The organism is Micromonospora jinlongensis (assembly GCF_013410645.1).
Lineage (GTDB): Bacteria > Actinomycetota > Actinomycetes > Mycobacteriales > Micromonosporaceae > Micromonospora > Micromonospora zamorensis.
On sequence record NZ_JACCHK010000001.1, the window covers coordinates 6393350 to 6418465 of the forward strand.

Here is a 25116-nt window from a genome sequence, read left to right on the forward strand (position 1 = left end):
GGGATCCGGCTGGCACCGGCCGCCTGGGTGACAGTGTCGGGGTAAGCGTGATCGAGAGACGGGACAGCAATGACAACTCGGATCAACACTCCCTTCGGTTTCGCCTCGACCGCCGACGAGGTCCTCGCCGGGGTCGACCTGACCGGCAAGCGGGCCGTCATCACCGGAGGCGCCGCCGGCATCGGCGTCGAGACGGCCCGTTCGCTCGCCGCCGCCGGCGCCGAGGTGGTGCTCGGGGTACGCCGGGTCGCCGCCGGCGAGCAGGCCGCCGCCGACATCGCCGCCAGCATCGGTGCGGACCGGGTCAGCGCCCGCGAGCTGGACCTGGCCGACCAGGATTCGGTACGCCGGTTCGTCGCCGGCTGGGACCAGCCCCTGCACATCCTGGTCAACAACGCGGGGATCATGGCGCTGCCCGAGTTGGAGCGCACCGTCGAGGGCTGGGAGATGCAGTTCGCCACCAACTTCATGGGGCACTTCGCCCTGACCGTCGGTCTGCACGACGCGCTCGCCGCGGCGGGTGGCGCCCGGGTGGTGTCGGTCAGCTCCAGCGGGAACCTCTTCTCTCCGGTGATCTTCGACGACCTGCACTTCGCGTTCCGGCCCTACGACCCGCTGCTCGCGTACGGGCAGTCCAAGAGCGCCGAGGCGTTGCTCGCGGTCGAGGCGACCCGCCGCTGGTCCGGCGAGGGCATCCACGCCAACGCGCTCAACCCGGGCGCGATCGCCACCGGGTTGCAGAAGCACACCGGCGGGCTGCGTACGCCCAAGGAACGGCAGAAGACCCCGCAGCAGGGTGCCGCCACCTCGGTGCTGCTCGCCGCGTCCCCGTTGCTGGACGGCGTGGGCGGTCGCTACTTCGAGGACTGCGCCGAGGCGGCGGTCGTCACCGAGCGCCCTGCCGACTACACCGGCGTGGCCGCGTACGCCGTCGACCCGGGCAACGCCGAACGGCTCTGGAATGTCGCGTCGGACCTGATCTCTCATCGCGTCGGCACCGCCGGCCGCTGAGTACGACCGTCGGGCCTGACCGAACCCGCCCCGGGCCTCTCGCCCGGGTGGTACGACTGGGGCGGCGGTGGCAGCCGCGGGCCGGGGGGATGGCGATGGCGAGTGGGCTTGCGGGGCGGCTGCCGCAACGGCGGGAGACGCCAAGTCGACCCGCTGGGCGCACCGATGGATGACACGCCGCACCACCAGCGGTCCGGTCGGCACGACGTCGTGGAGTTGCGGGTGCACGGCGTGTCGGGGGCGCGACCGGAGCAGGTCCTCGGTCTGGCGCACGTCCGGCAGGTCGCGGGTGACGACAGCGGTGGGTTCCACCGCGCCGCCGAAACGGAGGACGCCGAGCGGGACGGTGTGACGCTGGAGGCGTACCGGTGGGGTGATCTGCCCTCGGGCACCGTGGCCCGGACGCTCTCGCTGGTCTTCCTGTTGCCGTTCATGCTCAGCAACGTGGCGGTCTGGATGCGGCCGACCGACCGTCGCAGCGGCGCCGGGGTCACCGTGCTGTGCCGGCTCCTCGCCCTGAACCTCACCGTGGTGTACGTGGTTTCCATCGGCGGGGTGGCCCTCGACCTGCTCGCCTGGCGGTGTCTGGGCGCGGCGCGGTGCCGTGGTCCCTTCGACACCATGGCGGGGTTGGACGGACGGGAGGTCGGGCCGCGGTTGGCGGTGCTCGCTCTGCTGCCGATCGCCGCCGTCGCCTTCCTCCGGCTGCTCGGCACCCGTCGGCCCCGTCCGGCAGGCAACCCGTTGTGGGCCGTCGAGCCGATGGTGGGACGGCTGCGCGCGGTCCACGTCGCCGCCGCGCTCGCGGTGCTCAACCTGATGCTGCTCGTGGCCCGGACCGCCGGCGGTGCGACGGCCTCGACGACGGTGCTGCTGACGCTCAGCGCGGCGGTGCTGCCGGTCTGCGCCGGTCTGCTCGCCGTCCCCGGCCTGCTGGACCGGGCGGCGACCATGCGGATGGTCACCCGGACCGCCAGCGCGGTGGGCGCGGTGGCCGTTGCTCTGAGCGTGGCCACCCTCGTCGCCGTCGCCCTCGACGAGCGCCCCTGGCCGTCGTCGGACGGGCTGCCGGGCTACGACGAGGTCGCGAGCTGGGCCCTGCTCACGCAGATGACGCTGCTGGTGGCGCTGAGCGGGCTGGTGCTGGGGCACCACGGCCGGGGAGACCGCCGCAACGCGCTGCCGCAGGGGTTGGGCGCGGCGGTGGTCGCGGCCATCGCGGTCGGCCTCGGCAGCGCGTTCGCCGCCAACCTCGTCTACCAGAGCGGCAACCTGCTCGGCGGGTACCGTGGCGACGGCGGGCCACCGCTGCCGTACCAGTGGACGCTGTTGGCCTTTTTCGTGCACGTCATCGCGGGCGTGGTGTTGTGCGGTGGGCTGACCCTCCTGTCGCGACGCCGCCGGTGGCGGGCGGCGGCGGCGATCACCGCCCGCGACTTCCCGACGGTGGGGCCGGAGGGCGCCGAGCGGCTGCGACAGGTGACGAGGGCGGTCGCCCGGGCGCGGTTCGCCGAGTGGCTGGGACTCCTCGCCATCACGTACGCGGCGCTCTCGGGGATCGGTCTGGCCACCAGCCTGTTGAGGCTGACCGACCTGGCACCGGACCAACTGGCGTGGCGTGTCCTCGGGCTGCCGGCCGGGGCCGTCGGCATGGGGCTCGCCCTGGGCAGTTATCTCGTCGCTGCGGTGCTGGTGGCCCTGATCCTCGGAGGCGTGTTCGCCTACCGCACGGCGTGGTTCCGCCGGCACGTCGGCATCCTGTGGGACCTGGGGACCTTCTGGCCCCGGGCCGCGCACCCGTTCGCACCGCCGAGCTACGCCGACCGTGCGGTGCCGGAGCTGGCCGACCGGATCATCCACCTGACCGAGCGGCACGACGGGGTGCTGCTCTGTGGGCACAGCCACGGGTCGGTGCTGCTCGCCCTCGCGGTGCTGCGGCTGCCCCCGCGGGTACGCCAGCGCGTCGTCCTGCTCACCTACGGGTCGCCGCTGGACCGCCTGTACGCCCGGCTCTTTCCGGCCTACCTCAACGAAACGGTGCTTCGCACGGTGGGGGATCGGGTCGAGTGGCGGTGGCTCAACCTGTGGCGGGACACCGACCCCGTCGGTGGTTGGATCTTCGCCCCGCACCGGCCCGGCGATCCGCCTCCGGACCCCGCCGACCCGGCCGGCCGGGTCGACCGGCGGTTGCGGGACCCACAGGGCCTGCTGCCCCCTCCGGGGGAGCGCCGTCCGCCGCCGGTGCGGGGGCACCATCCGGGCGAGTCCGATCCCGACTTCCGGGCGGCGATGAGCGAGCTCGCCCGACGCCTCCGTCTCTGAGGCTTCCCGACCGCGTGCCGGTCAACGGCCCTCGGTCGACCTGTCGGTCTCCGCCACCGTCGCTCGGACCTTTCGCAGGGTCGCATCGGGCGCACGGATCGCGGCCCGCCAGCGGTCCAGCGTCCGGTTGAGGATCCGGACCAGGAACTGCAACTGGTTGACCTGCTCGCGGAGCACGTTGAGCTCGGAGCGGGCGTTGAGCGCCTCGCCCTCCAACTGGGTGATGCGGGTCTGCAACGGCTGCACCAGGGTGAGGGCGGCCTCGGTGAGGGTGTCGGCGGCATCGGCCTTGAACTTGCCCCGCTGCACCACCACAGTGGCGATCGCGGCCAGGCCGGTGCTGCCACCGAGGATGCCGAGGATACTGAGCACCATCTGTACCCACTGCGGTGCGGCCGGCGCCGGAGAAGTGATCACGTGACACCCGCCTGCAACTGTTCGTAGCTCACCAGTTCGCACGCCTGGGCCAGCCTGCGCAGGTCGACGGCGATCTGCCCAGCCCGCCAGAGCGACCCGACCGCCACCGCGGCGACGAACGACGTCGTCGCGATGGACTGTTGGCCTGACATGGCCGCCAGGGCCACCGCGTACATGCCGGTGACCGTGCCGAGCACCAGCACCGACGCGAGTTCGACGCCGAGCCCGGTGGAGAGCCGGCCGGGCCACACGATGCCCAGCAGCCCGCCCACACCCACCGCGATGAGACCCAGCTCCCAGGCGACCTGGATGGGCACCGGCATGGCCGTCTGCACGGAGGTCGGCCGGACGTCGAGGGTCAACATCAGCACGCCGCAGACGGGTGCCGCGGCCAGGACAGCGATCTCGTACGGCTGGTGACGGGATCGGATACGGAGGTTTCCCACGGCAACTCCTTGGTCGAGGACCGGCGTCCAGCAGCGGCCGGTGGGCCGATGCCGTTCGGTGGGTCGCGACTGTGGAGCGGCGGTTCCGTGCGGCGTGGCCCGTTGGTGCGCTGCCTGTGGACGGTCGTTGAGCGAGAAAACTGCGACTCGCCGTCGTTGGCTGCCGATATCTGCCTGTGTAGCACCGATGACCGGTTGTCGTCCACCAGGTGCAACATCGGGTTAACGCAGGTCAGAGCCCATTTCGGGCCGGATTCGACCGTGTCGGGTCGCCCGGAGCGCGGCGGCCCGACCGCACCATGACCTCGGTGACGAAGAGTGTCAGATATCTTGCCGAGGGTGACAATGGTGCGATCGGGTCGCCGATCGGTCAGCGGGCGAGCAGGGCCCGCAGCGCCCGGACCACCTCGGCGGGTGCCTCCTCCGCCATGAAGTGGCCGCAAGTGACCGTCCGATGCTCCAGATCCGGAGCCCAGGCGCGCCACACCGCGGCCGCGTCGTAGCCCAGCGCGGCGCCCCAGTCCTGCTGGAGCACGGTCACCGGCATCCGCAGCTGGTTGCCGGCCTCCCGGTCGGCGGTGTCCTGGGTGACGTCGATTCCGGCCGACGCCCGGTAGTCGGCGACGATCGAGGGGACCGCCTCCCGGGAGGCGCGCAGGTACTCCGCCCGCACGTCCGCCGGCATCGCCTCCGGATCCCGGGTCCAGACGTCCAGGAAATGGCCGAAGAAGGCGTCCGGGCTGCCGCTGATCAGCGCTTCCGGCAGACCGGCTGGCTGCGCCATCAGGTACAGGTGGAACGCGACGGCGGCGGAGGTGCCGTGCAGCACCTCCCACGTGTCGAGGGTGGGCACCACGTCGAGCAGCGCGAGATGGCTGATCACCTCCGGGTGGTCGAGACCGGCGCGGAACGCGACCAGGGCACCACGGTCGTGGCCGGCCAACGCGAACCGTTGGTGGCCGAGCGCGGCAGCCAGCGCCACGACGTCGGCGGCGAGGGTGCGCTTGGCGTACCCGTCGCCGTCGGGGTCGAGGGGCTTGTCGCTGTCGCCGTAGCCGCGCAGGTCGGGGCAGATGACCGTGTGGTCGGCGGCCAGGTCGGCCGCGACGTGCCGCCACATGAGGTGGGTCTGCGGAAAGCCGTGCAGCAGCACGATCGCCGGCCCGGAGCCGCCCACGGCGACGTTGAGCGTCACACCGTCGGCGACTGTCACACGGCGGTAGTCGAATCCGTTGATCCTGGGGTCCACGGGAAACCTTCCTGGTGAGCGGTGCCGGCAGGGGCGGTGGCCCTCGCCGTCGTACCTGGTCGAGCCTGCGCGGTGGTGATCAGCAGGCGATCAGTGCCGAGTCAGTGCGGTCCTCCCGGCGCGCCTAGATTGATGCCATGACCAGGCAACCGGCGGCACCGGACGCGGTGACCTTCGGCGTCCTCGGGCCGGTGACCGCCGTGACCGCGCGTGGCCCGGCCCCGCTGCGCGGGCACCGGCATCGCCTGGTGCTGGCCCGGCTGCTGATCGCCCACGGGCGGGTGGTGCCGGTGGAACGTCTCGTCGACGACCTGTGGGAGGTCGCAACCGACGGCGCGGTGGGCGCCATCCGCACCTTCGTCGCCGACCTGCGCCGGGCCCTGGAGCCCGATCGACCACCCCGGCAGCCGCCCCGGATCCTGGTCACCGAGCCACCCGGGTACGTGCTGCGGGCCGCCCCGGACGCGGTGGACGCCGGGCAGTTCGAGGCGGCCGTCGGCGAGACGGGCCGGTTGCTGGCGGCCGGACGTCCCGCGCCGGCCCTGGCGACGCTGGACGGAGCACTGCGGCTCTGGCGCGGGCCCGCGTACGCGGACTGCGCCAACGAGCCCTGGGCGGTCGCCGAGATCAACCGGCTGGACGAATTGCGGATGCTGGCCGTAGAGCGGCGGGCGGAGGCGCTGCTGGCGTTGGGTCGGCCCGACGAGGCCGCCGCCGACCTGCCGGCCCACCTGGCCAGCTATCCGCTGCGCGAGGATGCCTGGCGGTTGCTCGCGGTGGCCCGCTACCGCGCCGGCCGGCAGGGCGACGCGCTGGCCGCGCTGCGCGAGGCGCGACACGCCCTGGTGACCGAGCTGGGCGTGGACCCGGGGCCCGAGCTGCGCCGGTTGGAAGCCGACATCCTGGCCCAGGCGCCGCACCTCACCCCGGCCCTCGACCACGCCGCCACCCCCGTGCGACCCGTCGAGCCGGGCCCGGCCCGGCAGCGCCCGTTCGTCGGCCGGGACGCCGAGCTGGATCGCCTGCGGCAGGCCGCCGAGGCGGCGTCCCGACGCCGCCAGCCCACCCTCGCGCTGCTCAGTGGCGACCCGGGTGCCGGCAAGACCGCGACGGCCGAGACCCTGACCGAGCGGCTCGCCGCCGAGGGCTGGACCACGGCGTGGGGACGCAGCCCGGAGTACGAGGGTGCCCCGCCGGCCTGGCCGTGGACCCAGATCACCGACGCGCTCGCCGGGCCGACCGATGCCGGGCCGGCCGACGGCCTTGTTGCCGATGCTGGCCCGGGGGACCCCGCCGGGACGCGCTTTCGCCGGCACCGTGCGGTGGCGTCACTGGTCTCGGCTGTCGCCGACCGCGGGCCGGTGCTGCTGGTCCTCGACGACCTGCACCGCGCCGACGGTGACACCCTGGACCTGCTGACCGCCCTGCTCACCGGCCCGCAGCCGGCCACCGGGCCGGTGTTGATCCTCGGCACCTACCGGGCCACCGAGATCAGCCCCGAGCTGACCGCCGCCCTGGCCCGCGCCGCCGGGCTGGAGCCGATCCGGGAGTATCTCGCCGGCCTGCCCGTGTCGGCGACCGACGAGTTGGCCCGAGCTGTCGTCGGGGCGGCACTGGACCCGGCCACCGCCCGGTTGATCCACGATCGCAGCGGCGGCAACCCGTTCTTCGTCCGGGAGCTGGCCCAGTTGTACGCGAGCGAGGGGGAGGCCGCGCTGGCCGCGGTGCCGCCCGGGGTGCGTGACGTGATCCGGCACCGGTTGGCGCAGCTACCCATGCCGACACGTACGGTGCTGCGGCAGGCGGCCGTGCTCGGCCGGGACCTCGACCCGGAGGTGCTCGGTGCGCTGGCCGGTGATCCCGCCGCCGTGCTGGACGCCGTCGACCGCGCCCTTCAGGCCGGCTTCCTCACCGAGCGGGAACCCGACGGGCGGCTGCGCTTCACCCACATCCTGGTCCGCGACACGCTCTACGCCGACCTGTCCACGCCGCGCCGCGCCGCCTGGCACGCGGCCGTCGCTGAGGTGCTGCGACAACGGGAGCCCGTCGAGCCCGCCGCGCTCGCGCACCACCTGCTCCGCGCGGGCGGACCGGTCGCCGCCGGTCGCGCTGCGGCGTACGCTCGCACAGCCGCCGAGCAGGCCGAACGGGGCGGCACCCCGCACGAGGCGGCCCGCCTGTGGGGGCAGGCGATCGAGGCGTACGACCGCGCCGGTGCGGTCGAGCAGCGCGAGCGGTTGACGGCGTTGCTCGGTCTGGGACGCGCGCTGGCCGTGACGGGCCGGCTGGCCGAGGCGCGGCGGCGGCGTGCCGAGGCGATCACCGCCGCCGAGTCCGTCGGCGATCCGCTGCTGATCGAGGAGGTGCTGGCCGGCTTCGACGTGCCCGCCATCTGGACGCGCAACGACGACGACCTGCTCTCCGGGCACATCGTCCGCGCTGCCGAGCACGCCCTGACCGCTCTCGGCCCGACCGGCTCGGCGCGGCGCAGCCGGCTGCTGAGCACCCTCGCGCTGGAGCTGCGCGGCACCACCACCGACCGGGGCCGCCGTGCGGCGCACGAGGCCGAGACGATCGCCCGGACCGTCGGTGACCCGGGGCTGCTGGCCTTCGCGCTCAACGCCCGCTTCATGCACGCCTTCGACCGCGTCGGCCTGGCCGCCGACCGGGCCCGGATCGGCGCCGAACTGGTCGACCTGGCGGCCCGGCACCGGCTGGTGACCTTCGAGGTGCTCGGTCACCTCGTCCTGCTCCAGGCGCACTGCGCGCTGGCCGACCGGCCCGCTGCCGACGCGCACGCCCGCGCTGCCGACCGCCTCGCCGAACGGTACGAACTGCCCCTGGTCGGCGTCTTCACCCGCTGGTACGCGGCACTGCGCCTGGCTCTGGACGGCGACTCGGCCGCGGCGGCGGACGCGTACCGGCTGGCTGCCGCCCGGCTGAGCGCCGACGGCATGCCGGGCCTGACCCGCGGGTTGCTTCCGCTCGCCCTGCTCGGCCTGCGGCTCGCCGAGGCCGTCGGCGGTGACCGGCCGCACCCCGGTCCGGACGGTCCGGACCAGCCGATCCCCGGGCCGGTCGGTGCGGGCTGGGCGGATCTGGACTGGGGTCCGCACGAGCCGTGGGTTCGGCCGTTGCTGCTGCTCGCCGACGGTGACCGGAACGCGGCCGCGGCGGCCCTGCGGACTCTTCCGGACGGGCCGCACGATCTGCTGCGGGAGGTGCGACTCTGCCTCGTCGGCCGGGCGGCGCACGCCCTCGGAGACCGGGTCACGATGGAGCGGGTCTACGTCGAGCTGCTCCCGGCGGCGGATGAACTGGCCGCCGGCAGTGGGGTGCTCACCGTCGGCCCGGTGGCCGGGCACCTCGCCGCCCTGGCCGACGCGCTGGGCCGCGACGAGGAAGCGGCCGCGCACCGCCGCGCCGCCCGCGCGGTCACCGCCCGGGCCCGCGCCGCCACCCCTGCGCCCTGACCGCCGCCCGTTGCCGGCGGCGACTTGCCGATTCGCGTCGGAACCTGGCGGCGGGTGCGGTCAGATGGAACCACCGGCGCGTCCACCGTCGGCCGTCGATCAGGGGGGTACGCCGTGCAGGTGCTCGTCCTGATCGTGGTGCTGGGCGCGACCGTCCTTATCGGCACCACCCTCGGCGGTCGGTACCGGGTCGCCCCGCCGGTCCTGCTCATCGCTTTCGGGGTCCTGCTCGGTCTGACGCCGCCGCTGTCCGAGGTGACCCTCGAACCCGACCTGGTGCTGCTGATCTTCCTGCCGGCGATCCTGTACCGGGAGAGCCTCACCATCAGCCTGCGCGAGATCCGGGCCAACCTTCCGGTGATCGGGCTGCTCGCCGTGGTCCTGGTGGTGCTCACCATGGTCACGGTGTCGTTGACCGCGCAGGCGTTCGGGGTGAACCCCGCCGCCGCCTGGGTGCTCGGCGCGGTCCTCGCCCCGACCGACGCGGCGGCGGTCACCGGCCTCGCCAAACGGCTGCCCCGCAAGCTCCTCACCACCCTGCACGCGGAGAGCCTGATCAACGACGGCACCGCGCTGGTGGTCTTCGCCGTGGCCGTGGGTCTGCTCAGCCAGAGCGCGGAGCCGGGCGTGTTGGGCATCGGTGAGGAGTTCGTCGGCGCCAGCGTCGGTGGCGTGGTCGCCGGTCTGCTGGTGGGGGCCGCCGTGGTGCTGATCCGCAAACGGCTCGACGATCCGCTGCGCGAGGGCGCGCTCAGCGTGCTGACACCGTTCGGCGCCTTCCTGCTCGCCGACTCGGTGCACGCCAGCGGTGTGCTGGCAGTGGTGGTCGCCGGTCTCGTGCTGGCCTATGCCGGCCCCCGGGTGATCCGCGCCCGGTCCCGGGTGCTGGCGTACGCGTTCTGGGACCTGTCCACGTTCCTGATCAACGGCGGTCTGTTCGTCCTGCTCGGCACGCAGATTCCCCGCGCGGTCCGGGGCATCACCAGCACCTCGTCCCAGCGGGCTCTACTGATCGTGGTGATGGTCACCCTGGCAGTCGTCGGCACCCGCCTGGCATTCGTCTACCTGACCGCGCAGGTCGCGAAGTTGCGGCGCCGCCGGATCCTCGACCCGAGCCAGGGGCCGTCGAGCTGGCGGGTGGGAACAGTTGCCGGCTGGGCCGGTTTCCGGGGTGCGGTGTCGCTCGCCGCGGCCCTGGCCGTCCCGACGATGACGGTCTCCGGTCGACCGGTGGTCGAACGAGACCTGATCATCTTCGTCACCGCGCTGGTGATCGTGCTGATCATGCTCATTCAGGGCACCACCCTGCCGCTGGTGGTGCGCTGGGCCCGGCTGGCCGGCGACCCGGAACGCGTCGACGAGACCCGCAACGCCCGGCGGCGGGCCGCGGAGGTGGGCCTGGCCGCTCTTCCCCGGGTCGCCGCCGAGATCGGCGCCCGGCAGGAGGCGGTGCAGAGGTTGGAAGCCGAGTACCAGCGGCATCTGGCGGACCTCAACGAGAGCGGCGGGAGCACGGCTGAGGAGCGCCGGCTGGAACGCCGGCTGCGCCTCGGCGTCCTCGCCCACAAGCGTCGGGAGGTCACCCGACTGCGGGACAACCGGGAGATCGACGATCTCGTGCTTCAGGAGCTCCAGGCCGCGCTGGACAACGAGGAGATCCGGCTGCTGGGCCGCGGGCCCAACGAGTGAACACCTGCGACCCGCTCCCGGCGGGCTCAGAGCACGGCGGGGCTCAGAGCACCTGGGCGAGGAACCGGCGCAGCCGAGGATGCTCGGCCCGTTCGAAGACCTGCCCGGGCGGACCGGCCTCCAGCACCACGCCCCGGTCCATGAAGGCCACGGTGTCGGCGACCTGCCGGGCGAAGCCCATCTCGTGGGTGACCACCACCATGGTCATGCCGGCGGCGGACAGGTCGGCCATCACCGCGAGGACGCCCTTGACCAGCTCCGGGTCGAGCGCGGAGGTGGCCTCGTCGAAGAGCATCACCTCGGGCCGCAGCGCCAGCGCCCGGGCGATCGCGACCCGCTGCTGCTGACCGCCGGAGAGCTGCGCGGGTCGGGAGTTGGCCTTGCCGGCCAACCCCACCAGCTCCAACTGGGCCCGTGCCACGGACTCCGCCTCGTCCTCGCCGAGCTTGCGGAGCCGACGCAGCGCGAGGGTGACGTTGCGCAGCACGCTCATGTGCGGGAAGAGGTTGAACTGCTGGAACACCATGCCGACCCGCTGCCGCAGCGCGTCCGGGTCGTCGCCCAGCACGCTGCGCCCGTCCAGCAGCACGTCGCCACGGTCCGGCTCGATCAGCCGGTTGATGGTGCGCAGCAGGGTGGACTTGCCCGACCCCGACGGGCCGATCACGCAGGCCGTGGCTCCGCGCGGCACCGTGAGGTCGACGCCGCGCAGCACCCGGTTCGGCCCGAAGGCGAGGTGCACGTCGCGGACGTCGAGGCTGACCGAGGTGGTCGTGTCGGTGCTCATCGCCGGTCTCCTTCGGTCGGGGCGTACGCCGGGGTGGTGTCGTCGTCGTCCTCGTCTGTCGGCGCGGCGGCCGGCCGACCGTTGCGCAGCCGTCGGTCGATCCAGTTGACGACGTGCGTCAGCGGAACGGTCAGCGCCAGGTAGAAGAGCCCTGCCAGCAGCAGCGCGGACTCGTTGCCGGTGGTGGCCGCGTAGTCCTGCCCGATCCGGAACAGCTCCCGCTGGCTGGCCACCAGGCCGAGGAAGTAGACCAGGCTGGAGTCCTTGATCAGCGCGATGAGCTGGTTGACCCAGGCCGGCAGCACCCGCCGGATGCCCTGCGGGATGATCACCAGCCGCATCGAGTCGGACCAGGAGAAGCCGAGGGCGCGGGCACCCTCCAGCTGGGCGGCCTCCACCGACTGGATGCCGGAGCGGAAGATCTCCCCGATGTACGCGGCGGCGATGAGTGACAGCGCCAGGATCCCCAGCGGGTAGGGGTCCGGTCCCCAGACCTGCATGCCCAGCGGGGCCAGCCCGACGCCGATCAGCAGGATCGTCGCCGCGGCCGGCAGCCCACGAAACACGTCGGTGTAGACCCGCGCCGGCCAGCGCAGCCACCGGCTGCGGGAGATCCCGGCGACGGCCAGCAGCAGGCCCAGCACCGAGCCGAGCAGGGCGGCGGAGACCGCCAGGATCAGCGTGTTGGGCAGCCCGACGGTCAGCATCTCGGGCAGCGCCTCGCCCATCGCGTCCCAGTCGAAGAAGGTTTCCCACAGGGTGCTCAACGGATCCATCGGTCGCCTCTCCTACCGCCCTGCTCGCTCGTCACCGGTTCAGGACGCGGCCGACGCGGACGCCGACGGCGCGACGGACGCGGACGGCGCGACGGACGCGGACGGTGCCGTCACCGTGCCGCTGCCCGGCGTGAAGTCCGCCGGGATCGGCCGGCCCGGGTAGTACTGCGCCTGCAACCGGCTCCAGGTGCCGTCCGCGATGACCTCGTCGAGGCCCTTGTTCAGCGCCTCGCGCAGCTTGTCGCTGCCCTTGGCGACGGCGTACGCGGTCGGTGCCGGGCTGAGCTGCTTGGCCGCCACGGTGATCTTGCCGTTGCTGTCGGCGGCCGACTTCTCGCCGATCTCGGCGGGGGCGATCCACGCGTCGGCGGTGCCGGCCTTGAGCTGGTTGATCGCGCCGTTGTAGTCCGGCACCCGCACCGGGTCGAGCTGCTTGCCGGTGGCGTAGTCGTCCTGGACGGTGCCCTGCACCACCACGACCCGCTTGCCGGCGAGCTGGTCGAAGCCGGTGATCGGGGAGCCGGCCGGGACGTCCAGGCCGAAGTAACCGAAGTCGTAGCCGTTGCCGAAGTCGACGGTCTTCTTCCGCGCCTCGGTGATGGTGATCGAGGAGCTGCCGACGTCGAACTTGCGGTTGTTGACCTGGGAGAGCAACGCGGAGAAGTCGGTGCCGACGAACTCCACAGTGAGGCCGAGCTTGCCGGCCACCGCGGTCAACAGGTCGTTGTCGAAGCCGGTGAACTTTCCGTCCTTGAGGAAGACGTTCGGCGGGGCGTCGGTCAGGGTGCCGGCCCGCAGCACGCCCGGCTGGGCCAGGCCGTACGGGTTGGCGGTGGCGTCGGACGAGCTGTCGCCGCCGCAGGCGGTGAGGGCGGTGGCGGCCAGGATGGTGGCCGCGCCGAGGGCGGCGGCACGGGTCAGGGCAGGAAGAAGTCGCACGGGTGTCTCCGAGAGGGTCGTGTCTCGGCACGCACGGGTGTGCGTCGCCGACGGTGCGCCCGATGGGCGTACCGGTGAGGGAGAGGGTTCGGGAGAAGTGCTGCGCTAGTGCGTGGTGCCGCGACAGGCGGCGCTGCACATTCGCATCATGTCCACGTGCCGTCGCCGGGTCAGTGCCGGCGAGGGCCAACCGGCGCGGAGTTCCGCGACGTCGGTCGGTGGGGCGGTGCTGAGGATGCGCATGGTTCTCCCGGGTCTGTGCTGACCTGGGTGCCAGGCCACGCTTGCACCGACGTCGTGCCGGTGCCTGGTCTTCACCCGGGGCACCCCACCGCGGAGGAGGGTTGCCGGCCAGCGAGCCGGGGCTTCGCGCTGGCGCTCATGACCTGGGCCGAGGCTAGCAGCAGGCACCGGTGGGTCGTCCAGTCGTTATGACCACGCTCACCGTGCGCGACGAGGTGCCCCGCCCCGCAGGTCAGCCGGCGTGTACGTGCGGCCGGCGGCGCGGGTCGGGCTCCTGGCGGCGCAGGATCTCCCGGGTGACCGAGGCGATCGCACCCTGCCCGAACGCCAGGTAGCGCAGGATGTTGCGGCCCGGGCTGCCCTCGCTCCACTCGAAGTAGATGTGTGGGCGTCGCCGGCTCCGGTCGCGGATCTCCAGCAGCAGGGCGGCGAGCGCGGTGGGCACCGAGGAGCTGGCCAGTCTGAGCACCGGGAAGCGGTGGTCCGCCATGCTGCCGCGGACCAGCAACTCGGTTTCGAAGTCCGAGGGGTCGGTGACGTGCACTTCGACGAAGATGACGTCGCTGTCGTCGGGGAAGTCGTTGTCCGCCATGGTCTGTGCCAGCTTGGCGCGGTACTCCGCCACGTCCCCGTGGTCGGGTTCGTGCGCGATGAGGCGGATCCGCCGCCCGGCGCGCTCGTCGATCATCCTGGTCGCGACCGGGTCCAGCTCGACCTGGTTGACCCGTAGCTCGTAGGCCCGGGACAACCGGGAGAGCACCGAGACCACGATGATCGCGCTGATGAAGCAGACCGCGATCTTGACGCCGTCGGGGCGTTCCACCACGTTCGCCGCTGTGGTGTAGATGAAGATCACCGCGATGGTTCCGAACGCGATGGTGCGGCCGCGCTGCCGTCGCCGTCGCGCCGCGAGGGTCACCGCCGTCGCCGCCGACGTGATCAACACCAGGACCCCGGTGGCGTACGCGCCGCCCTGCGCGTCCACGCTGGCCTCGAAGAGGACCGTGATCAGGAACGCCACCGCGGTGAAGACCAGCACCAGCGGCCGGACCGCCCGCGCCCAGGTCGGTGCCATGCCGTAGCGCGGCAGATACCGGGGTACGAGGTTGAGCAGACCGGCCATCGCCGAGGCCCCCGCGAACCAGAGGATCCCGATGGTGGACAGGTCGTAGACGGTGCCGAACACCTCCCCGAGCTGCTCGTGCGCCAGGTAGGCCAGCGCCCGGCCGTTCGCCGGGCCGCCCGGCTGGAAGGCCTCCGGCGGGATCAGGACGGTGGTCGTCACGCTGCTGGTGATCAAAAAGACGCTCATGATCACCGCGGCGGTGGTGAGCAGCCGGCGCGCGCCGCGGATCCGGCCCAGCGGGCGCGCCTCGGAGTCCTGCGGGTCGCCTCGTACGCTCGGCATGACTGCCACCCCGGTCTCGAAACCGGACAGCCCCAACGCCAGTTTCGGGAAGACCAGCAACGACAGCCCGACCACCATCCAGGGATCGCCGTGCCCGGTGCTCAGCGTGGTGGTCCAGTCCTCGACGGCGCTCGGGTGCGTCACCACCCGCCACAGCGAGTCGACGATCACCACCGCGTTCAGCCCCAGGTAGAGCGCGACGAGGACGACGGCGATCCCGATGGCCTCGGTGAATCCCTTGAGGAACACCGCGCCCAGCAGCGACACGAGCACCAGCGTGACCAGCACCTCGTGTCCCTTGAGCCCGCTGGGCCAGAACGGGTTCTCGTCGATGTGCGCTGTCGCGTCGGCCGCCGAGAGGGTGATGGTGATGATGAAGTCGGTGGCCGCGAAACCGAGCAGCACCAGCACCAGCAACTTGCCCGGCCAGTAGCTCAGCAGGCGTACGAGCATCGCGATGGAACCCTCACCGTGTGGGCTCTCCACCGCCACCCGCCGGTAGACCGGCAGCGCACCCAGCAGTGTCACCAGCACCAGCACCAGGGTTGCCACCGGCGAGAGCGCCCCGGCGGCCAGAGCCGCGATGCCCGGCTGGTAGCCGAGCGTCGAGAAGTAGTCGACGCCGGTCAGGCACATCACCTTCCACCACGGGTGGTGCCGGTGCTCCGGCGGTCGCCCATGCGGCCCCGGGTGCTGCACGGGCTGCTCCGAGCCGGTGCCGAGCAGCCACCTGCGCAGCCGGCCCGCGCGTCTGTCGACCTCCACCGGCGCGTCCCCCGTCATCCCGCCCATGGTCACCGTGAGTATCCGCCCGCCGTGCCGCGCCCGTCCGCCGGTGCGCGGAACCCAGCCGGCGCGGCGGCGGGTTTCGGGCCCGGGGCAGGGGGGAAACAGCGCCCCCGGGTCGGCGGGCGTGCGCCGTGCCGGGCGTCGCCGGGGGAGGGGACAGGGCATGGTCGGTGGCCGTCGCTTCCGCCCGGGTGGTGGCTTCGGTCGCCAACTCGACGAGTACGAGACCAGGGTCGGCGTGCCGCCGTCCACGGAGTCGCCCAATCCGCCCCCCAGCGGCCTGGTGGACAGCGCCGTCTACATCCGAGGGCACCGGTTCGCCTCGCCGTCCGGCCTCGCCGAGACGTACCGCTGCCTGCAGGAGCAGGACGGCGCGATGGCCTGGATCGGCCTGTACCGGCCCGACATCGAGCAGATCACCTCGCTGGCCCGGGAGTTCCGGTTACACGACCTGGCGGTCGAGGACGCGATCAACGCCCACCAGCGACCCAAGCTCGAACGGTACGGGGAGACCCTGTTCGTGGTGCTGCGTGCCGCCCGCTACGAAGACCTGCGCGAGGAGGTCGAGTTCTCCGAGCTGCACCTGTTCATCGGGCCGGGCTTCGTGGTCACCGTCCGCCACGGCGAGGCACCGGATCTGGCCGCGGTGCGGCGGCGGTTGGAGACCGAGGCGCAGATGCTCGCCCGGGGCCCGGAGGCGGTGCTGTACGCGATCCTCGACCAGGTCGTCGACGGGTACGCGCCGGTGGTGGCCGGGCTGGAGAACGACATCGACGAGATCGAGACCGAGGTGTTCGGTGGTGACCCGAACGCGAGCCGGCGCATCTACGGCCTCAGCCGCGAGGTCATCCAGTTCCAGCGGGCCGCCCGCCCCCTGCTCACGGTGCTCGACGCGCTGGCCGACGGCGCCGGCAGCGGCAGCGAGGACGAGGAGCTGCGCCGCTACCTGCGCGACGTGACCGACCACCTGACCCAGGTCGTGGAGCGGGTGGACGGGTTCCGGCACCTGTTGCAGAACATCCTCACCGTCAACGCCACGCTCGTCTCGCAGCAGCAGAACGAGGAGATGCGCAGCCTCACCGCGGCCAGCTACGCCCAGAACGAGGAGCTGAAGAAGGTCTCGTCCTGGGCGGCGATCCTGTTCGCTCCCACGCTCATCGGCACCGTGTACGGGATGAACTTCGTCCACATGCCGGAGTTGAACTGGCACTTCGGCTACCTGTTCGCGTTGTTGCTGATGCTGCTGGTCTGCGGCACCCTTTACCTGATCTTCAAGCGGCGCGGCTGGTTGTGAGCCGCGCGGCCGGGATCACTCGATGCCGCGCAGGATGTGCCGTTCGTCCTCGACGTCGTCGTCGCCGGCACTGATCCGGCCGAGCAGCACGGCGGCGGCCCAGATCGTCAGTGGCGTGGCCGCCCCGGTCATTCCGCCCCCGGTCCGGTCGTCCCGGGTCTGGCTCCGCTCCCCGCGCGGTGGCCTGCGCTGAGCCTGCATAGGCACTGCCTCTCCTCGTCGAAGCCGCCTCGGCGGCACGGGGTGCGCCCGCGCCACCGGCCGGGCCACCCGCGCTCAGGCAGGTCACCACCGGTACGGCATCCATGTCGAACCATCCCACGTCGGGCCGCGTTACCACCGCTTGTTTTCAGTTTCCCGACTGTCGCCCGCCAAACCGGACATTTTGTGGGCGCCTCCCGCGCCGCAGGGGCAGACCCCTGGGCAGTGCTCAGGGCAGTGGGTGGGCGATGCCGCGCGCGTGGTCGGTGAGCGCTGCGCCGACCACGGTCGCGGGCAGCGGCAACACCTCCAGACAGCGCCGCACCGCGGCGGCCATCAGCGCGTTCGGCACCCGCATGGAGAGCGTGCAGTGCGGCACCCAGCGACCCGGCTGGTAGTGCTCGGCCAGCGGGATGCCGGCGGCGGTGAGCCGGTCGGACACCAGGCGCTGATGGGCCAGCAGCTCCGGGGTGGGCGCCGGGCCGAGCCAGAGCACCCGACCGACGAACTGGCCGGCGTGTTGGAAGTCGAGGCGCAGCGGGGCCGCGACCACTGTCCCGCGCAGCGCCTCGGCGACCTGCTCCGGATCGAAGCGGGGCGCCACCGCGAGGGAGACGTGCGGTCGGTGGCGCTGCTCCAGCAGCGATCGCATGCTCTGCACGCCCTCGGCCTCCAGCGCGTCCCACAGCACCCGGATCCGGCGGGTGGCGTCCGGGTCCAGATACAACTCCAACGCCGCGACCATTCGATCACCGTAGCGGCCGAGGTTTGAGCGCCCGTCTCCGGCGGTACCTGGTGCGAAACCGACCAGGAGGCGTGCCCGGTGGACGTGAGTGACCTGCTGACCGAGACGTACGACCGGCTGCCCGAGCTCGTCCGCGCGGCGGTCGACGGGCTCAGCCCGGAGCAACTGCGCCACGAGCCCAGACCGGGCACCAACTCGATCGGTTGGCTGGTCTGGCACCTCACCCGCGTGCAGGACCATCACGTCGCCGACCTGCTCGACGCCGAGCAGATCTGGGTGAGCGGCGACTGGGCAGGCCGGTTCGGCCTCACCGCCGACCCCGACAACACCGGCTACGGACACTCGCCCGCGCAGGTCGCCGCAGTGCGACCGGAGAGCGCACAGGCGCTGATCGACTACTACGAGGCGGTCGCGTCGCGTACCGGATCGTTTGTGGCCGGCCTGCGCCCGGCGGACCTGGACCGGGTGGTCGACGAAGCGTGGGACCCGCCGGTCACCCTCGGCGTCCGTCTGGTCAGCGTCGCCGAGGACGACCTGCAACACGTGGGCCAGGCCGCCTACGTACGCGGCCTGATCGAGGCCGGCTGACCGGGGTCCGCCGGGCCCAGGGCAGCCCACGATGGCCCTCACCCGATCCGGGTGAACCGGCGTCACCCCGGCGCCGGTGATCCTGCGGAGAACCGTGGGAGGGGAACCCGATGCGTACGACGGCGGAGCAGTACCTGCGACAGTTGGACGCCGGTCGGCGCCCCGACCTGCCGGAAACCACAGCGGGCACACTGCGGCTGGACGTACGCGCCGACGGCTGCACCGAACACTGGTATCTGACGATCTCCGACCAGCGCGTCACCGTGACCCGCTCGGCCGACGACGCCGAACTGGTGGTCCGCGCGGACCGGACGGTCGTCGACCAGATGGTCAACGGTGAGCTGCATCCCGGCGCGGCTCTGCTGCGCAACGAGCTGACCGTGCAGGGCAACATCCAACTGTTGATGCTGCTGCGGCGAATCTTGCCGGGACCGGCCGGCGCCCGCCATCCGCGGGAACTCGGTCGGGCCGCGTTGGCGCGCCGGGCACCGGGGCCCGACACGGTGGCCATCCGGGAGGCGTGACAGTGAGGCAGGAACTGCTCCACGTGGTCGCCGGCACCGTGTTCGCCAACAGCGACGCTCAGGGCGACATGGAGGTCGACCCGCAGCAGCCGGTCGGTCTCTTCGCGTTCGACACCCGCTTCCTCTCCCACTGGGTGCTCAGGATCGACGGCGAGCGGATCAACGCGCTCTCCCGCGACGACATGACGTACTTCGAGACCCGGTTCTTCCTGGTGCCCGGCGCGGCGAGTCACTACGTCGACACCGACGTCTCGATCATCCGGCACCGGTCGGTCCACGACTGTTTCCACGAGAAGATCACCGTGCTGAACCACTCGGCGCAGCCCGCCGAGTTCACCGTACGGATGGAGATGGGCAGCGACTTCTCCGACATCGCTGAGCTCGGGCTCCGGCAGCGGACCGTCGAGGCCACCGCGGACTCGGCGAACAAACAGCTCGTGCTGCGCTATCAGCGGGACCGGTTCGTCCGCCAGACCACCGTGCGAAGCACCCTTCCCGTCGAGGTGGACGAGGGGGGAATGACGTTCCGGATCCGGATCGACGCCGACGGGAAGTGGGAGACGGACCTGCACGTCGCCATGACCATGGGCGGCGAGGACGGCCAGGACATGCGCGCCCACCTCAAGTCGCACCAGTGGGCCGTGCGGACCGGGATGCGCGAGGACCTGGCGGGCTGGATGGACCGGGCGCCGCAGCTGATGGCCGAGCGCCGCGGGCTGGAGGAGATGTACCGGGGCAGCCTGGCCGACCTGGCGGCGCTGCGGTACAGGCCGTTGTCGTACGACGATCGGGTGCCCGTCGCCGGTCTGCCGTGGACGATGTGGTTGTGCGGACGGCACAGCATCATCACCAGCCTGCAGACGATGGCGTTCACCCCCGAACTGGCCCCCGCGACGCTGCGGATGCTGGCGCTCATGCAGGGCGGTCAGCTCGACGACGACATCGACGAGGAGCCGGGCAAGATCCTGGCCCATCTGCGCTACGGCGAGTCCGGCGCGTTCGGCGACCGGGCGAACGCGCTGTACTACGGCTCGGCGGACACCACCCCGCTCTTCGTCGTCCTGCTCGACGAGTACGAGCGCTGGTCCGGTGACGCGGACCTGGTCCGCGAGCTGCGCCACCCGGCCCGGATGGCGTTGGACTGGATCGACGAGTACGGCGACCTGACCGGGGACGGCTACGTGCGCTACCAGCGTCGCAACGAGCGGTACGGCGCGATCAACCAGGTCTGGAAGGACTCCCCGAATTCGATCACCGACGCCAACGGTCGGCAACCCGCCTTTCCCCGCGCCACCTGCGAGGTGCAGGGCTACGTCTACGACGCGAAGAGGCGCGGTGCCCGGCTGGCCCGGGAGTTCTGGGGTGACCCCGCGTACGCCGACCGTCTGGAGCGGGAAGCCGCGGCGCTGAAGGAGCGCTTCAACCGGGACTTCTGGCTGCCGCACCAGCAGTATTACGCGTTGGCCCTCGACCCGTACGGCGAGCCGGTCGACGCGCTGTCATCCAACATCGGGCATCTGCTGTGGAGCGGGATCGTCCCGCACGACCGCGCCGAGGCGGTCGCCGAGCACGTGGTCGGGTCGCGGTTGTTCGGCGGCTGGGGGGTGCGCACCTTCGCCACCGGGCAGCGGTCGTACAACCCGGTGGGCTCGCATCTGGGCGCCGTGTGGCCGGCGGACAACGCCCTGATCGCCGCCGGGCTGCGCCGCTACGGCTTCGACACCCAGGCAGCCACCATCGCGGCCGCCATCTTCGACATGGCGCAGACCCTCGGTGGGGCGGTGCCGGAGATGATCGCGGGCCACGAGCGCCGGCTGACGAAGTATCCCGTCCAGTTGCCGGCGGCCGGGCGCCCGCAGGCGTGGTCGTCGGGTGCGCTGCTGATGCTGCTGAGCACCATGCTGGGGTTGCGCCCCACCGGCGACAACCTGCTGGTGAACCCGGCCGTGCCGGCCGGCTTCGGTCGGTTGGACCTGCTGGACATCCCCGGTCGATGGGGTCACTCCGACGCCTACGCGAGGGACCGGAGCACCGCGCACAGGGCCCGCCCTCGGGAGCACTGAGACCCGCGCGGTCTTCGGTGAGCGCCTCGGTCAGCCCATGGTCCTGGCGCCGTCGATCGACTCCCGCAGGATGTCGGCGTGCCCGGCGTGCTGGGACGTCTCGGCGATCAGGTGCAGCAGCACCCGACGAACCGTCCACCTCGCACCCGGCTCGAACCACGGCGCCTGCGGCAGCGGGTGCGCCGTGTCCAGGTCGAGGGTGGCGACCAGCTCGTCGGTCTGGGCAGCTACCTCCTGGAACCGCTCGACGAGCCCGGTCAGGGTCTCGCCCGGCTCCATCCGGAACTGACCGACCCAGTCGACGGCCTCGCGCTCCATCGCCTCCGCGCCGCCCACGGCGAAGAGCATCCAGCGGTGCTCGATGCCGGCAACGTGCTTGACGAGGCCACCGAGGCTGAGCGCGCTGACCGTGGGGCGGGTGGCCGCCTGCTCGTCGGTGAGCCCGTCGACGGTCTGCAGGAGGAAACCGCGATGCCTGCGCAGACTCTGCAACAGGTCGGCCCGCTCACCGGTGAGCTGCTCCGTGCTGGTCATGCCGCCACCCTTCGTCGCTGTGCGCTCGACACCCGAAATCTCATCCGGTGTCACCGTAGGACGAGGTACCGACACTTCCGGGGCGCGACACCGGGACGACGCGTGACCCGCCAGCGGTTGCCGATCCGCGCCGGTGGCCGTCCACTGAATGACATGGGTGTAATCAAGGTGGGCACGTCGTCCTGGGCGGACCAGTCGCTGCTGCGCTCCGGGTGGTACCCGCGCTCGGCCAACACACCGGCCCGTCGACTGGGCTTCTACGCCGGCCGGTTCCCTCTGGTCGAGGTGGACACCTCCTACTACGCAGTCCCGGTGCCGGAGACCACCCAGGGCTGGGTCGACGCCACCCCGGACGACTTCACCTTCGACGTCAAGGCGTTCAGCCTCTTCACCGGCCATCCGACGCCGGTCGCCGCGCTGCCCCGGGACCTGCGCCCGGCGGGCGGCCCGAGTCGGATTCGCCGCCGGGACCTGCCGCCGGAGGCGTACGACGAGTTATGGGCCCGGTTTCGCGCGGCCCTCGACCCGATCGCGGCGGCCGGCAAGTTGGGTGTGGTGCTGTTGCAGTTCCCACCGTGGCTGGCCCGCGGCGTCGCGGCCGAACGCCGGATCGTCGAGCTGGCGCAGCGCTGTCGGCCGTGGCGGGTCGGCGTGGAGTTGCGGCACCGGTCCTGGTTCGACGGACCGGCCGCGGCGGACACCCTGGACCTGCTGCGCGCGCACGACCTGTCCCTGGTCTGCGTCGACATGCCGCAGGGGCATCCGTCGTCGGTGCCACCGATCCTCACCACGACGGCGGAGCCGGCGATTGTCCGGTTCCACGGCCACAGCGAGGCCTGGCGGGACGGAGACAAGCAGGAGAAGTTCCGGTACGCGTACGCCGAGGACGAGCTTCGGCACTGGGCCGGTCTGCTGGCCGAGCTGGCCACCGAGGCCGACGACCTGCACGTGCTGTTCAACAACTGCTGCGCCGGGCAGTCCCAACGCGACGCCACCCGGCTGGCGCAACTGCTCGCCGAGACGATGATCGCCGATCAGGCCGTCCCGGCCCGGGCGACGTCGTCCACCGGTTGACGGCTGGTAAGGCCGGCGGTCGGGTCAGGAGCGCCGGCCCCGGGCGCGGAACGCGTCCTGCGTCGACTCACCGATGTCCGCGTCGTCGGGGAAGGTCCGGCCGCTGGGCGCCGGGTCGGGTGGGGCGCCCGGACCGGCCATCGTCGTGCGGGTCGGCTCCACCGAGCCGAAGCCGTGCCGTCCCGCTGGGTCCGACGGCCCTGCCGGGGCACCCGCGCGTCGCTCTCCGCGCCGTCCCTCGGGCACCGCGGTCTCCTCGCTGCCCTCGTCCATCGGTGAATCCTCATCCGTGCCCCAGGGCGCGTCGGCGTCGAAGCCGTCGCTGGTGCCCCACGGCTGCGACGCCTCCGGCTCCTGCCGGTCGTTGTCGCCGCTGCGTGCCTCGTACGCCGCCATGGCCACCCCGCTCGTCGGTCCGCCGCTACCGGCGGATGGTGTGCCGTCCCCGCCCACCGTCGTCGCCACCTGACCTGCGCGACGCGTCAATGAGCCTGCGTAGGGCCAGCCAGCGCCCCGCCGTCGAGGTGGCGGCGGGACGCCGGCCGGCCCGACGTTCAGCGTCCGGCCATCGCCATCGGCCGTTTGCCGTTGCTCATCCCGGCCATCTTGATCATGGTCTTCGAGGCGCTCTTCATCCCGCCGCCTCGGCCGAGCATCCCCCGGAACACCTGCCCGGGCTTCTGCTGCTCGCTCATGTACGCGGTGACCACCACCAGGGTGCCGGTCAGTGCCGGAATGGCCCACTGGAGCAGCTTCATCTGCCGCTGCGAGGAGGCAACGCTGGCCGGAGTCTGGTGGTTCGGTTCGGTGGCGCCGCTCACCGACGGGCCGCCCGCCTTCTCCAACCGCATGCCGAGCAACCGGCTGTAGCCGGTGACCGCCAGCGCGCCGATCGTCAACGCGGTCTTGATGACGCTCGTCCGGGCGACGCCGGACTGGGCCGCCACCCGTGGGCTCTCCGTCACCAGTTCGCCCACCGCGCCGGCCAGGTGTGCGCCGATGGCCGCCGCGTTGACGGGGGTCCACCTGGACCATCCCGCCGAGGCGACCGGGAGTCGCTGGGTCGAGTCGCTGATTTTCGCCGCTGCGCCGTTGACGCCGAAGGCACCCATGAGGGAGCCGCCAAACCAGGCCGCGAGGCCCAGATCGTGCATCGAGCGCAGTGCGGTATGCCGTTCGGACATGTGATCCCCTTCCGCCGTGTCGGGCGCTGCGGCTTACCCGCCGGTCGGGCGGCTAACCCCGCCCCGTGCGGGCCGATCCACTCCGTACCGGGCAGTCAGGGGACGTTGCGGGCGTCGGTGGACCGTATCGCCGCAAGCAGGAGTCGTTTGCGCGGTGGTGGGTAGATCCGCAAGCGACGCCGACGAGAGGGGAACGCGATGTCGCAGCCGGACGAGAGCCGGGAGAAGACCCCCAAGACAGACGCTGTGCTCATGCACCCGGACAACGACCCGCACAAGAACACCGCGGAGGTCGCGCCGCGCAAGGATCACGCGGCGATCCAGGTGGAGCGCGACGACGAGTTGGTGCCGCTGGAGCAGGACGAGTGAGTCGGCCGGCCGGGCCGTCGCACCGCGACCGGCCGGTACGACTCAGCGTGGCGGCAGGTCGCTGGCGAACTCGGCGACCCGACGCGCCAGCGGTGCGCCCGCGCGAACCCAGGTGAAGTGGTCCAGCGGCGCGCCGGCCTGTGCCACTGTGTAGCGCTCCCGGGTCACCGGGGCCGTGACGAGCTTCCCGCAGAGGTTGTCCACGGTTTCGTGTGGGGTGAACTGGTCGTCGTCCACACTGACGGCCAGCACCGGTGTCCGCACCGCGCGTACCGCCGCCTCGGTGTCCGTGCCGTTGAGCCGGGGAAACCGGCCGGTGCGCGCGGTGTATGCCCAGTCGCGGATCACGCCGCGCGCCTGCCGGCCGCCGAACCCCCAGCCCGGCCACACGCCGAGCAGAGCCGTGGTGGCGGCGATCCCCTGGGTGTACGGCAGCACGCCGAGGCCGCGCCGACCCGGATAGTTTCGCCAGTACGGGATGCCGACCGCGATCAGCGCCAACCCGTCCACCTCGTCGCCGCCGTGCAGGGCGAGGTGCAGCAGGGCGGCCTGCCCACCGAGCGAGTGCCCGACCAGCAACCGGGTGCGCCCGTCCAGTCGTGGCTTGAGCGCGGCCAGCACGGCGCCGACGTCGTCGGCCAGCTCCGGGTAGCCGTACCGGTCGGCCCGGCTCGGCGTGGGGGTGCTCGCCCCGGTGCCACGCAGGTCGGCGACGACCACGGCCAGCCCGGCGGCGCGCAGCTCGGCGGCGAAGGGCCGGTAGTAACGGGCGCGGACCCCCATCGCGGGCCAGATCACGGCCACCGGCGCATCCGTCACACCGGTCGGCTCCGGGTAAACCTGCACACCCAGCCGACCACCGTCGACCTCGACGAACTCCTGCGCGTACTCCGGTTCCCCGTTCATCGGCCCAGCCTACGGCCTGACGTTACTGGCGGGTAGCCACAGGTGGTCGGACACGACGGAGGCCCCGCCGATCGGCGGGGCCTCC

The 25116-nt window shown here is 72.4% G+C and carries 23 protein-coding genes and 1 riboswitch; of the genes, 10 read left to right on the forward strand and 13 right to left on the reverse strand.

Annotated features, from left to right (window positions below):
- Positions 1-69 precede the first annotated feature (69 nt).
- Both HNR22_RS28820 and HNR22_RS28825 read left to right on the forward strand, forming a co-directional pair.
- Positions 70-1011 (forward strand): SDR family NAD(P)-dependent oxidoreductase, encoded by a 942-nt coding sequence (locus HNR22_RS28820; protein ID WP_179783011.1) that lies wholly within the window; start codon positions 70-72, stop codon positions 1009-1011.
- A 165-nt stretch (positions 1012-1176) separates the two neighbouring features.
- On the forward strand, positions 1177-3333 hold the full coding sequence (locus tag HNR22_RS28825; protein ID WP_179783012.1) for a hypothetical protein: 2157 nt from the start codon (positions 1177-1179) through the stop codon (positions 3331-3333).
- A gap of 21 nt (positions 3334-3354) precedes the next feature.
- Here HNR22_RS28825 and HNR22_RS28830 read toward each other — a convergent pair whose 3' ends face one another.
- The 3 genes from HNR22_RS28830 to HNR22_RS28840 all read right to left on the reverse strand — a co-directional run bounded on the left by HNR22_RS28830 (position 3355) and on the right by HNR22_RS28840 (position 5445).
- The gene (locus tag HNR22_RS28830) at positions 3355-3708 is read right to left on the reverse strand and encodes a hypothetical protein (protein ID WP_218906775.1); all 354 of its coding nucleotides are present in this window, start codon (positions 3706-3708) and stop codon (positions 3355-3357) included.
- A 38-nt stretch (positions 3709-3746) separates the two neighbouring features.
- Positions 3747-4196, reverse strand: a complete 450-nt coding sequence (locus HNR22_RS28835) for a hypothetical protein (RefSeq protein ID WP_179783014.1) — start codon at positions 4194-4196, stop codon at positions 3747-3749.
- 370 nt (positions 4197-4566) lie between these two features.
- Entirely contained in the window at positions 4567-5445 is an 879-nt protein-coding gene (locus HNR22_RS28840) for an alpha/beta fold hydrolase (protein WP_179783015.1), read from the reverse strand.
- A 137-nt stretch (positions 5446-5582) separates the two neighbouring features.
- Between HNR22_RS28840 and HNR22_RS28845 the strand changes: the two genes are divergently transcribed.
- Both HNR22_RS28845 and HNR22_RS28850 read left to right on the forward strand, forming a co-directional pair.
- Positions 5583-8918 carry an ATP-binding protein gene (locus tag HNR22_RS28845; protein WP_179783016.1) on the forward strand — a complete coding sequence of 1112 codons (3336 nt, stop codon included), beginning with the start codon at positions 5583-5585 and terminating at the stop codon, positions 8916-8918.
- A 114-nt stretch (positions 8919-9032) separates the two neighbouring features.
- A complete protein-coding gene (locus HNR22_RS28850; protein WP_179783017.1) occupies positions 9033-10607 on the forward strand; it encodes a Na+/H+ antiporter in 1575 nt (524 codons plus the stop codon).
- A 43-nt stretch (positions 10608-10650) separates the two neighbouring features.
- Here HNR22_RS28850 and HNR22_RS28855 read toward each other — a convergent pair whose 3' ends face one another.
- The 4 genes from HNR22_RS28855 to HNR22_RS28870 all read right to left on the reverse strand — a co-directional run bounded on the left by HNR22_RS28855 (position 10651) and on the right by HNR22_RS28870 (position 15543).
- On the reverse strand, positions 10651-11394 hold the full coding sequence (locus HNR22_RS28855; RefSeq protein WP_179783018.1) for an amino acid ABC transporter ATP-binding protein: 744 nt from the start codon (positions 11392-11394) through the stop codon (positions 10651-10653).
- Positions 11391-12170: an amino acid ABC transporter permease gene (locus tag HNR22_RS28860; RefSeq protein WP_179783019.1), complete on the reverse strand. Its 780-nt coding sequence runs from the start codon at positions 12168-12170 to the stop codon at positions 11391-11393. The genes HNR22_RS28855 and HNR22_RS28860 overlap by 4 nt, the downstream gene beginning before the upstream one ends.
- 39 nt (positions 12171-12209) lie before the next feature.
- The gene (locus HNR22_RS28865; protein WP_179783020.1) at positions 12210-13109 is read right to left on the reverse strand and encodes a transporter substrate-binding domain-containing protein; all 900 of its coding nucleotides are present in this window, start codon (positions 13107-13109) and stop codon (positions 12210-12212) included.
- Positions 13110-13384: 275 nt separating this feature from the next.
- Positions 13385-13496: riboswitch (SAM riboswitch) on the reverse strand.
- Between the two features lie 88 nt (positions 13497-13584).
- On the reverse strand, positions 13585-15543 hold the full coding sequence (locus HNR22_RS28870) for an APC family permease (RefSeq protein ID WP_179783021.1): 1959 nt from the start codon (positions 15541-15543) through the stop codon (positions 13585-13587).
- 169 nt (positions 15544-15712) lie between these two features.
- Between HNR22_RS28870 and corA the strand changes: the two genes are divergently transcribed.
- Positions 15713-16843, forward strand: a complete 1131-nt coding sequence (gene corA, locus HNR22_RS28875) for a magnesium/cobalt transporter CorA (protein WP_179783022.1) — start codon at positions 15713-15715, stop codon at positions 16841-16843.
- A gap of 15 nt (positions 16844-16858) precedes the next feature.
- Here the strand turns inward: corA and HNR22_RS28880 are convergent, their stop codons facing one another.
- Positions 16859-17050: a hypothetical protein gene (locus HNR22_RS28880; RefSeq protein ID WP_179783023.1), complete on the reverse strand. Its 192-nt coding sequence runs from the start codon at positions 17048-17050 to the stop codon at positions 16859-16861.
- 223 nt (positions 17051-17273) lie between these two features.
- Positions 17274-17789 (reverse strand): 2'-5' RNA ligase family protein, encoded by a 516-nt coding sequence (locus HNR22_RS28885; RefSeq protein ID WP_179783024.1) that lies wholly within the window; start codon positions 17787-17789, stop codon positions 17274-17276.
- 78 nt (positions 17790-17867) lie between these two features.
- On the opposite strand from HNR22_RS28885, the gene HNR22_RS28890 reads away from it, so the two are divergent.
- The 3 genes from HNR22_RS28890 (at position 17868) to HNR22_RS28900 (ending at position 20964) form a co-directional block, all read left to right on the forward strand.
- Entirely contained in the window at positions 17868-18377 is a 510-nt protein-coding gene (locus HNR22_RS28890; protein ID WP_179783025.1) for a mycothiol transferase, read from the forward strand.
- Between the two features lie 110 nt (positions 18378-18487).
- Positions 18488-18901 carry an SCP2 sterol-binding domain-containing protein gene (locus HNR22_RS28895; RefSeq protein ID WP_179783026.1) on the forward strand — a complete coding sequence of 138 codons (414 nt, stop codon included), beginning with the start codon at positions 18488-18490 and terminating at the stop codon, positions 18899-18901.
- Positions 18902-18903: 2 nt separating this feature from the next.
- Positions 18904-20964, forward strand: a complete 2061-nt coding sequence (locus HNR22_RS28900) for a glycogen debranching N-terminal domain-containing protein (RefSeq protein WP_179783761.1) — start codon at positions 18904-18906, stop codon at positions 20962-20964.
- Between the two features lie 30 nt (positions 20965-20994).
- Here the strand turns inward: HNR22_RS28900 and HNR22_RS28905 are convergent, their stop codons facing one another.
- Positions 20995-21498, reverse strand: a complete 504-nt coding sequence (locus HNR22_RS28905; protein ID WP_179783027.1) for a DinB family protein — start codon at positions 21496-21498, stop codon at positions 20995-20997.
- A 153-nt stretch (positions 21499-21651) separates the two neighbouring features.
- Between HNR22_RS28905 and HNR22_RS28910 the strand changes: the two genes are divergently transcribed.
- Positions 21652-22572, forward strand: coding sequence for a DUF72 domain-containing protein (locus HNR22_RS28910; RefSeq protein ID WP_179783028.1), 921 nt, complete (start codon positions 21652-21654; stop codon positions 22570-22572).
- A 24-nt stretch (positions 22573-22596) separates the two neighbouring features.
- On the opposite strand, the gene HNR22_RS28915 is transcribed toward HNR22_RS28910, so the two are convergent.
- Complete coding sequence (locus tag HNR22_RS28915; RefSeq protein WP_246381016.1) at positions 22597-23058, reverse strand: hypothetical protein; 462 nt, start codon at positions 23056-23058, stop codon at positions 22597-22599.
- A gap of 68 nt (positions 23059-23126) precedes the next feature.
- Positions 23127-23756 carry a hypothetical protein gene (locus tag HNR22_RS28920; protein ID WP_179783029.1) on the reverse strand — a complete coding sequence of 210 codons (630 nt, stop codon included), beginning with the start codon at positions 23754-23756 and terminating at the stop codon, positions 23127-23129.
- A gap of 198 nt (positions 23757-23954) precedes the next feature.
- On the opposite strand from HNR22_RS28920, the gene HNR22_RS28925 reads away from it, so the two are divergent.
- Positions 23955-24125, forward strand: a complete 171-nt coding sequence (locus HNR22_RS28925) for a hypothetical protein (protein WP_179783030.1) — start codon at positions 23955-23957, stop codon at positions 24123-24125.
- Between the two features lie 42 nt (positions 24126-24167).
- On the opposite strand, the gene HNR22_RS28930 is transcribed toward HNR22_RS28925, so the two are convergent.
- Positions 24168-25031 carry an alpha/beta hydrolase family protein gene (locus HNR22_RS28930; protein WP_179783031.1) on the reverse strand — a complete coding sequence of 288 codons (864 nt, stop codon included), beginning with the start codon at positions 25029-25031 and terminating at the stop codon, positions 24168-24170.
- Positions 25032-25116 lie beyond the last annotated feature (85 nt).

Excerpts from the sequence above, each read along its gene's own strand:
- HNR22_RS28820 (WP_179783011.1), top strand. The coding sequence starts at position 70 with ATGACAACTCGGATCAACACTCCCTTCGGTTTCGCCTCGACCGCCGAC.
- HNR22_RS28825 (WP_179783012.1), top strand. The coding sequence starts at position 1,177 with ATGGATGACACGCCGCACCACCAGCGGTCCGGTCGGCACGACGTCGTG.
- HNR22_RS28830 (WP_218906775.1), bottom strand. The coding sequence starts at position 3,708 with ATGGTGCTCAGTATCCTCGGCATCCTCGGTGGCAGCACCGGCCTGGCC.
- HNR22_RS28845 (WP_179783016.1), top strand. The coding sequence starts at position 5,583 with ATGACCAGGCAACCGGCGGCACCGGACGCGGTGACCTTCGGCGTCCTC.
- HNR22_RS28855 (WP_179783018.1), bottom strand. The coding sequence starts at position 11,394 with ATGAGCACCGACACGACCACCTCGGTCAGCCTCGACGTCCGCGACGTG.
- HNR22_RS28860 (WP_179783019.1), bottom strand. The coding sequence starts at position 12,170 with ATGGATCCGTTGAGCACCCTGTGGGAAACCTTCTTCGACTGGGACGCG.
- HNR22_RS28870 (WP_179783021.1), bottom strand. The coding sequence starts at position 15,543 with ATGACGGGGGACGCGCCGGTGGAGGTCGACAGACGCGCGGGCCGGCTG.
- corA (WP_179783022.1), top strand. The coding sequence starts at position 15,713 with ATGGTCGGTGGCCGTCGCTTCCGCCCGGGTGGTGGCTTCGGTCGCCAA.
- HNR22_RS28885 (WP_179783024.1), bottom strand. The coding sequence starts at position 17,789 with ATGGTCGCGGCGTTGGAGTTGTATCTGGACCCGGACGCCACCCGCCGG.
- HNR22_RS28895 (WP_179783026.1), top strand. The coding sequence starts at position 18,488 with ATGCGTACGACGGCGGAGCAGTACCTGCGACAGTTGGACGCCGGTCGG.
- HNR22_RS28905 (WP_179783027.1), bottom strand. The coding sequence starts at position 21,498 with ATGACCAGCACGGAGCAGCTCACCGGTGAGCGGGCCGACCTGTTGCAG.
- HNR22_RS28910 (WP_179783028.1), top strand. The coding sequence starts at position 21,652 with ATGGGTGTAATCAAGGTGGGCACGTCGTCCTGGGCGGACCAGTCGCTG.
- HNR22_RS28920 (WP_179783029.1), bottom strand. The coding sequence starts at position 23,756 with ATGTCCGAACGGCATACCGCACTGCGCTCGATGCACGATCTGGGCCTC.
- HNR22_RS28925 (WP_179783030.1), top strand. The coding sequence starts at position 23,955 with ATGTCGCAGCCGGACGAGAGCCGGGAGAAGACCCCCAAGACAGACGCT.
- HNR22_RS28930 (WP_179783031.1), bottom strand. The coding sequence starts at position 25,031 with ATGAACGGGGAACCGGAGTACGCGCAGGAGTTCGTCGAGGTCGACGGT.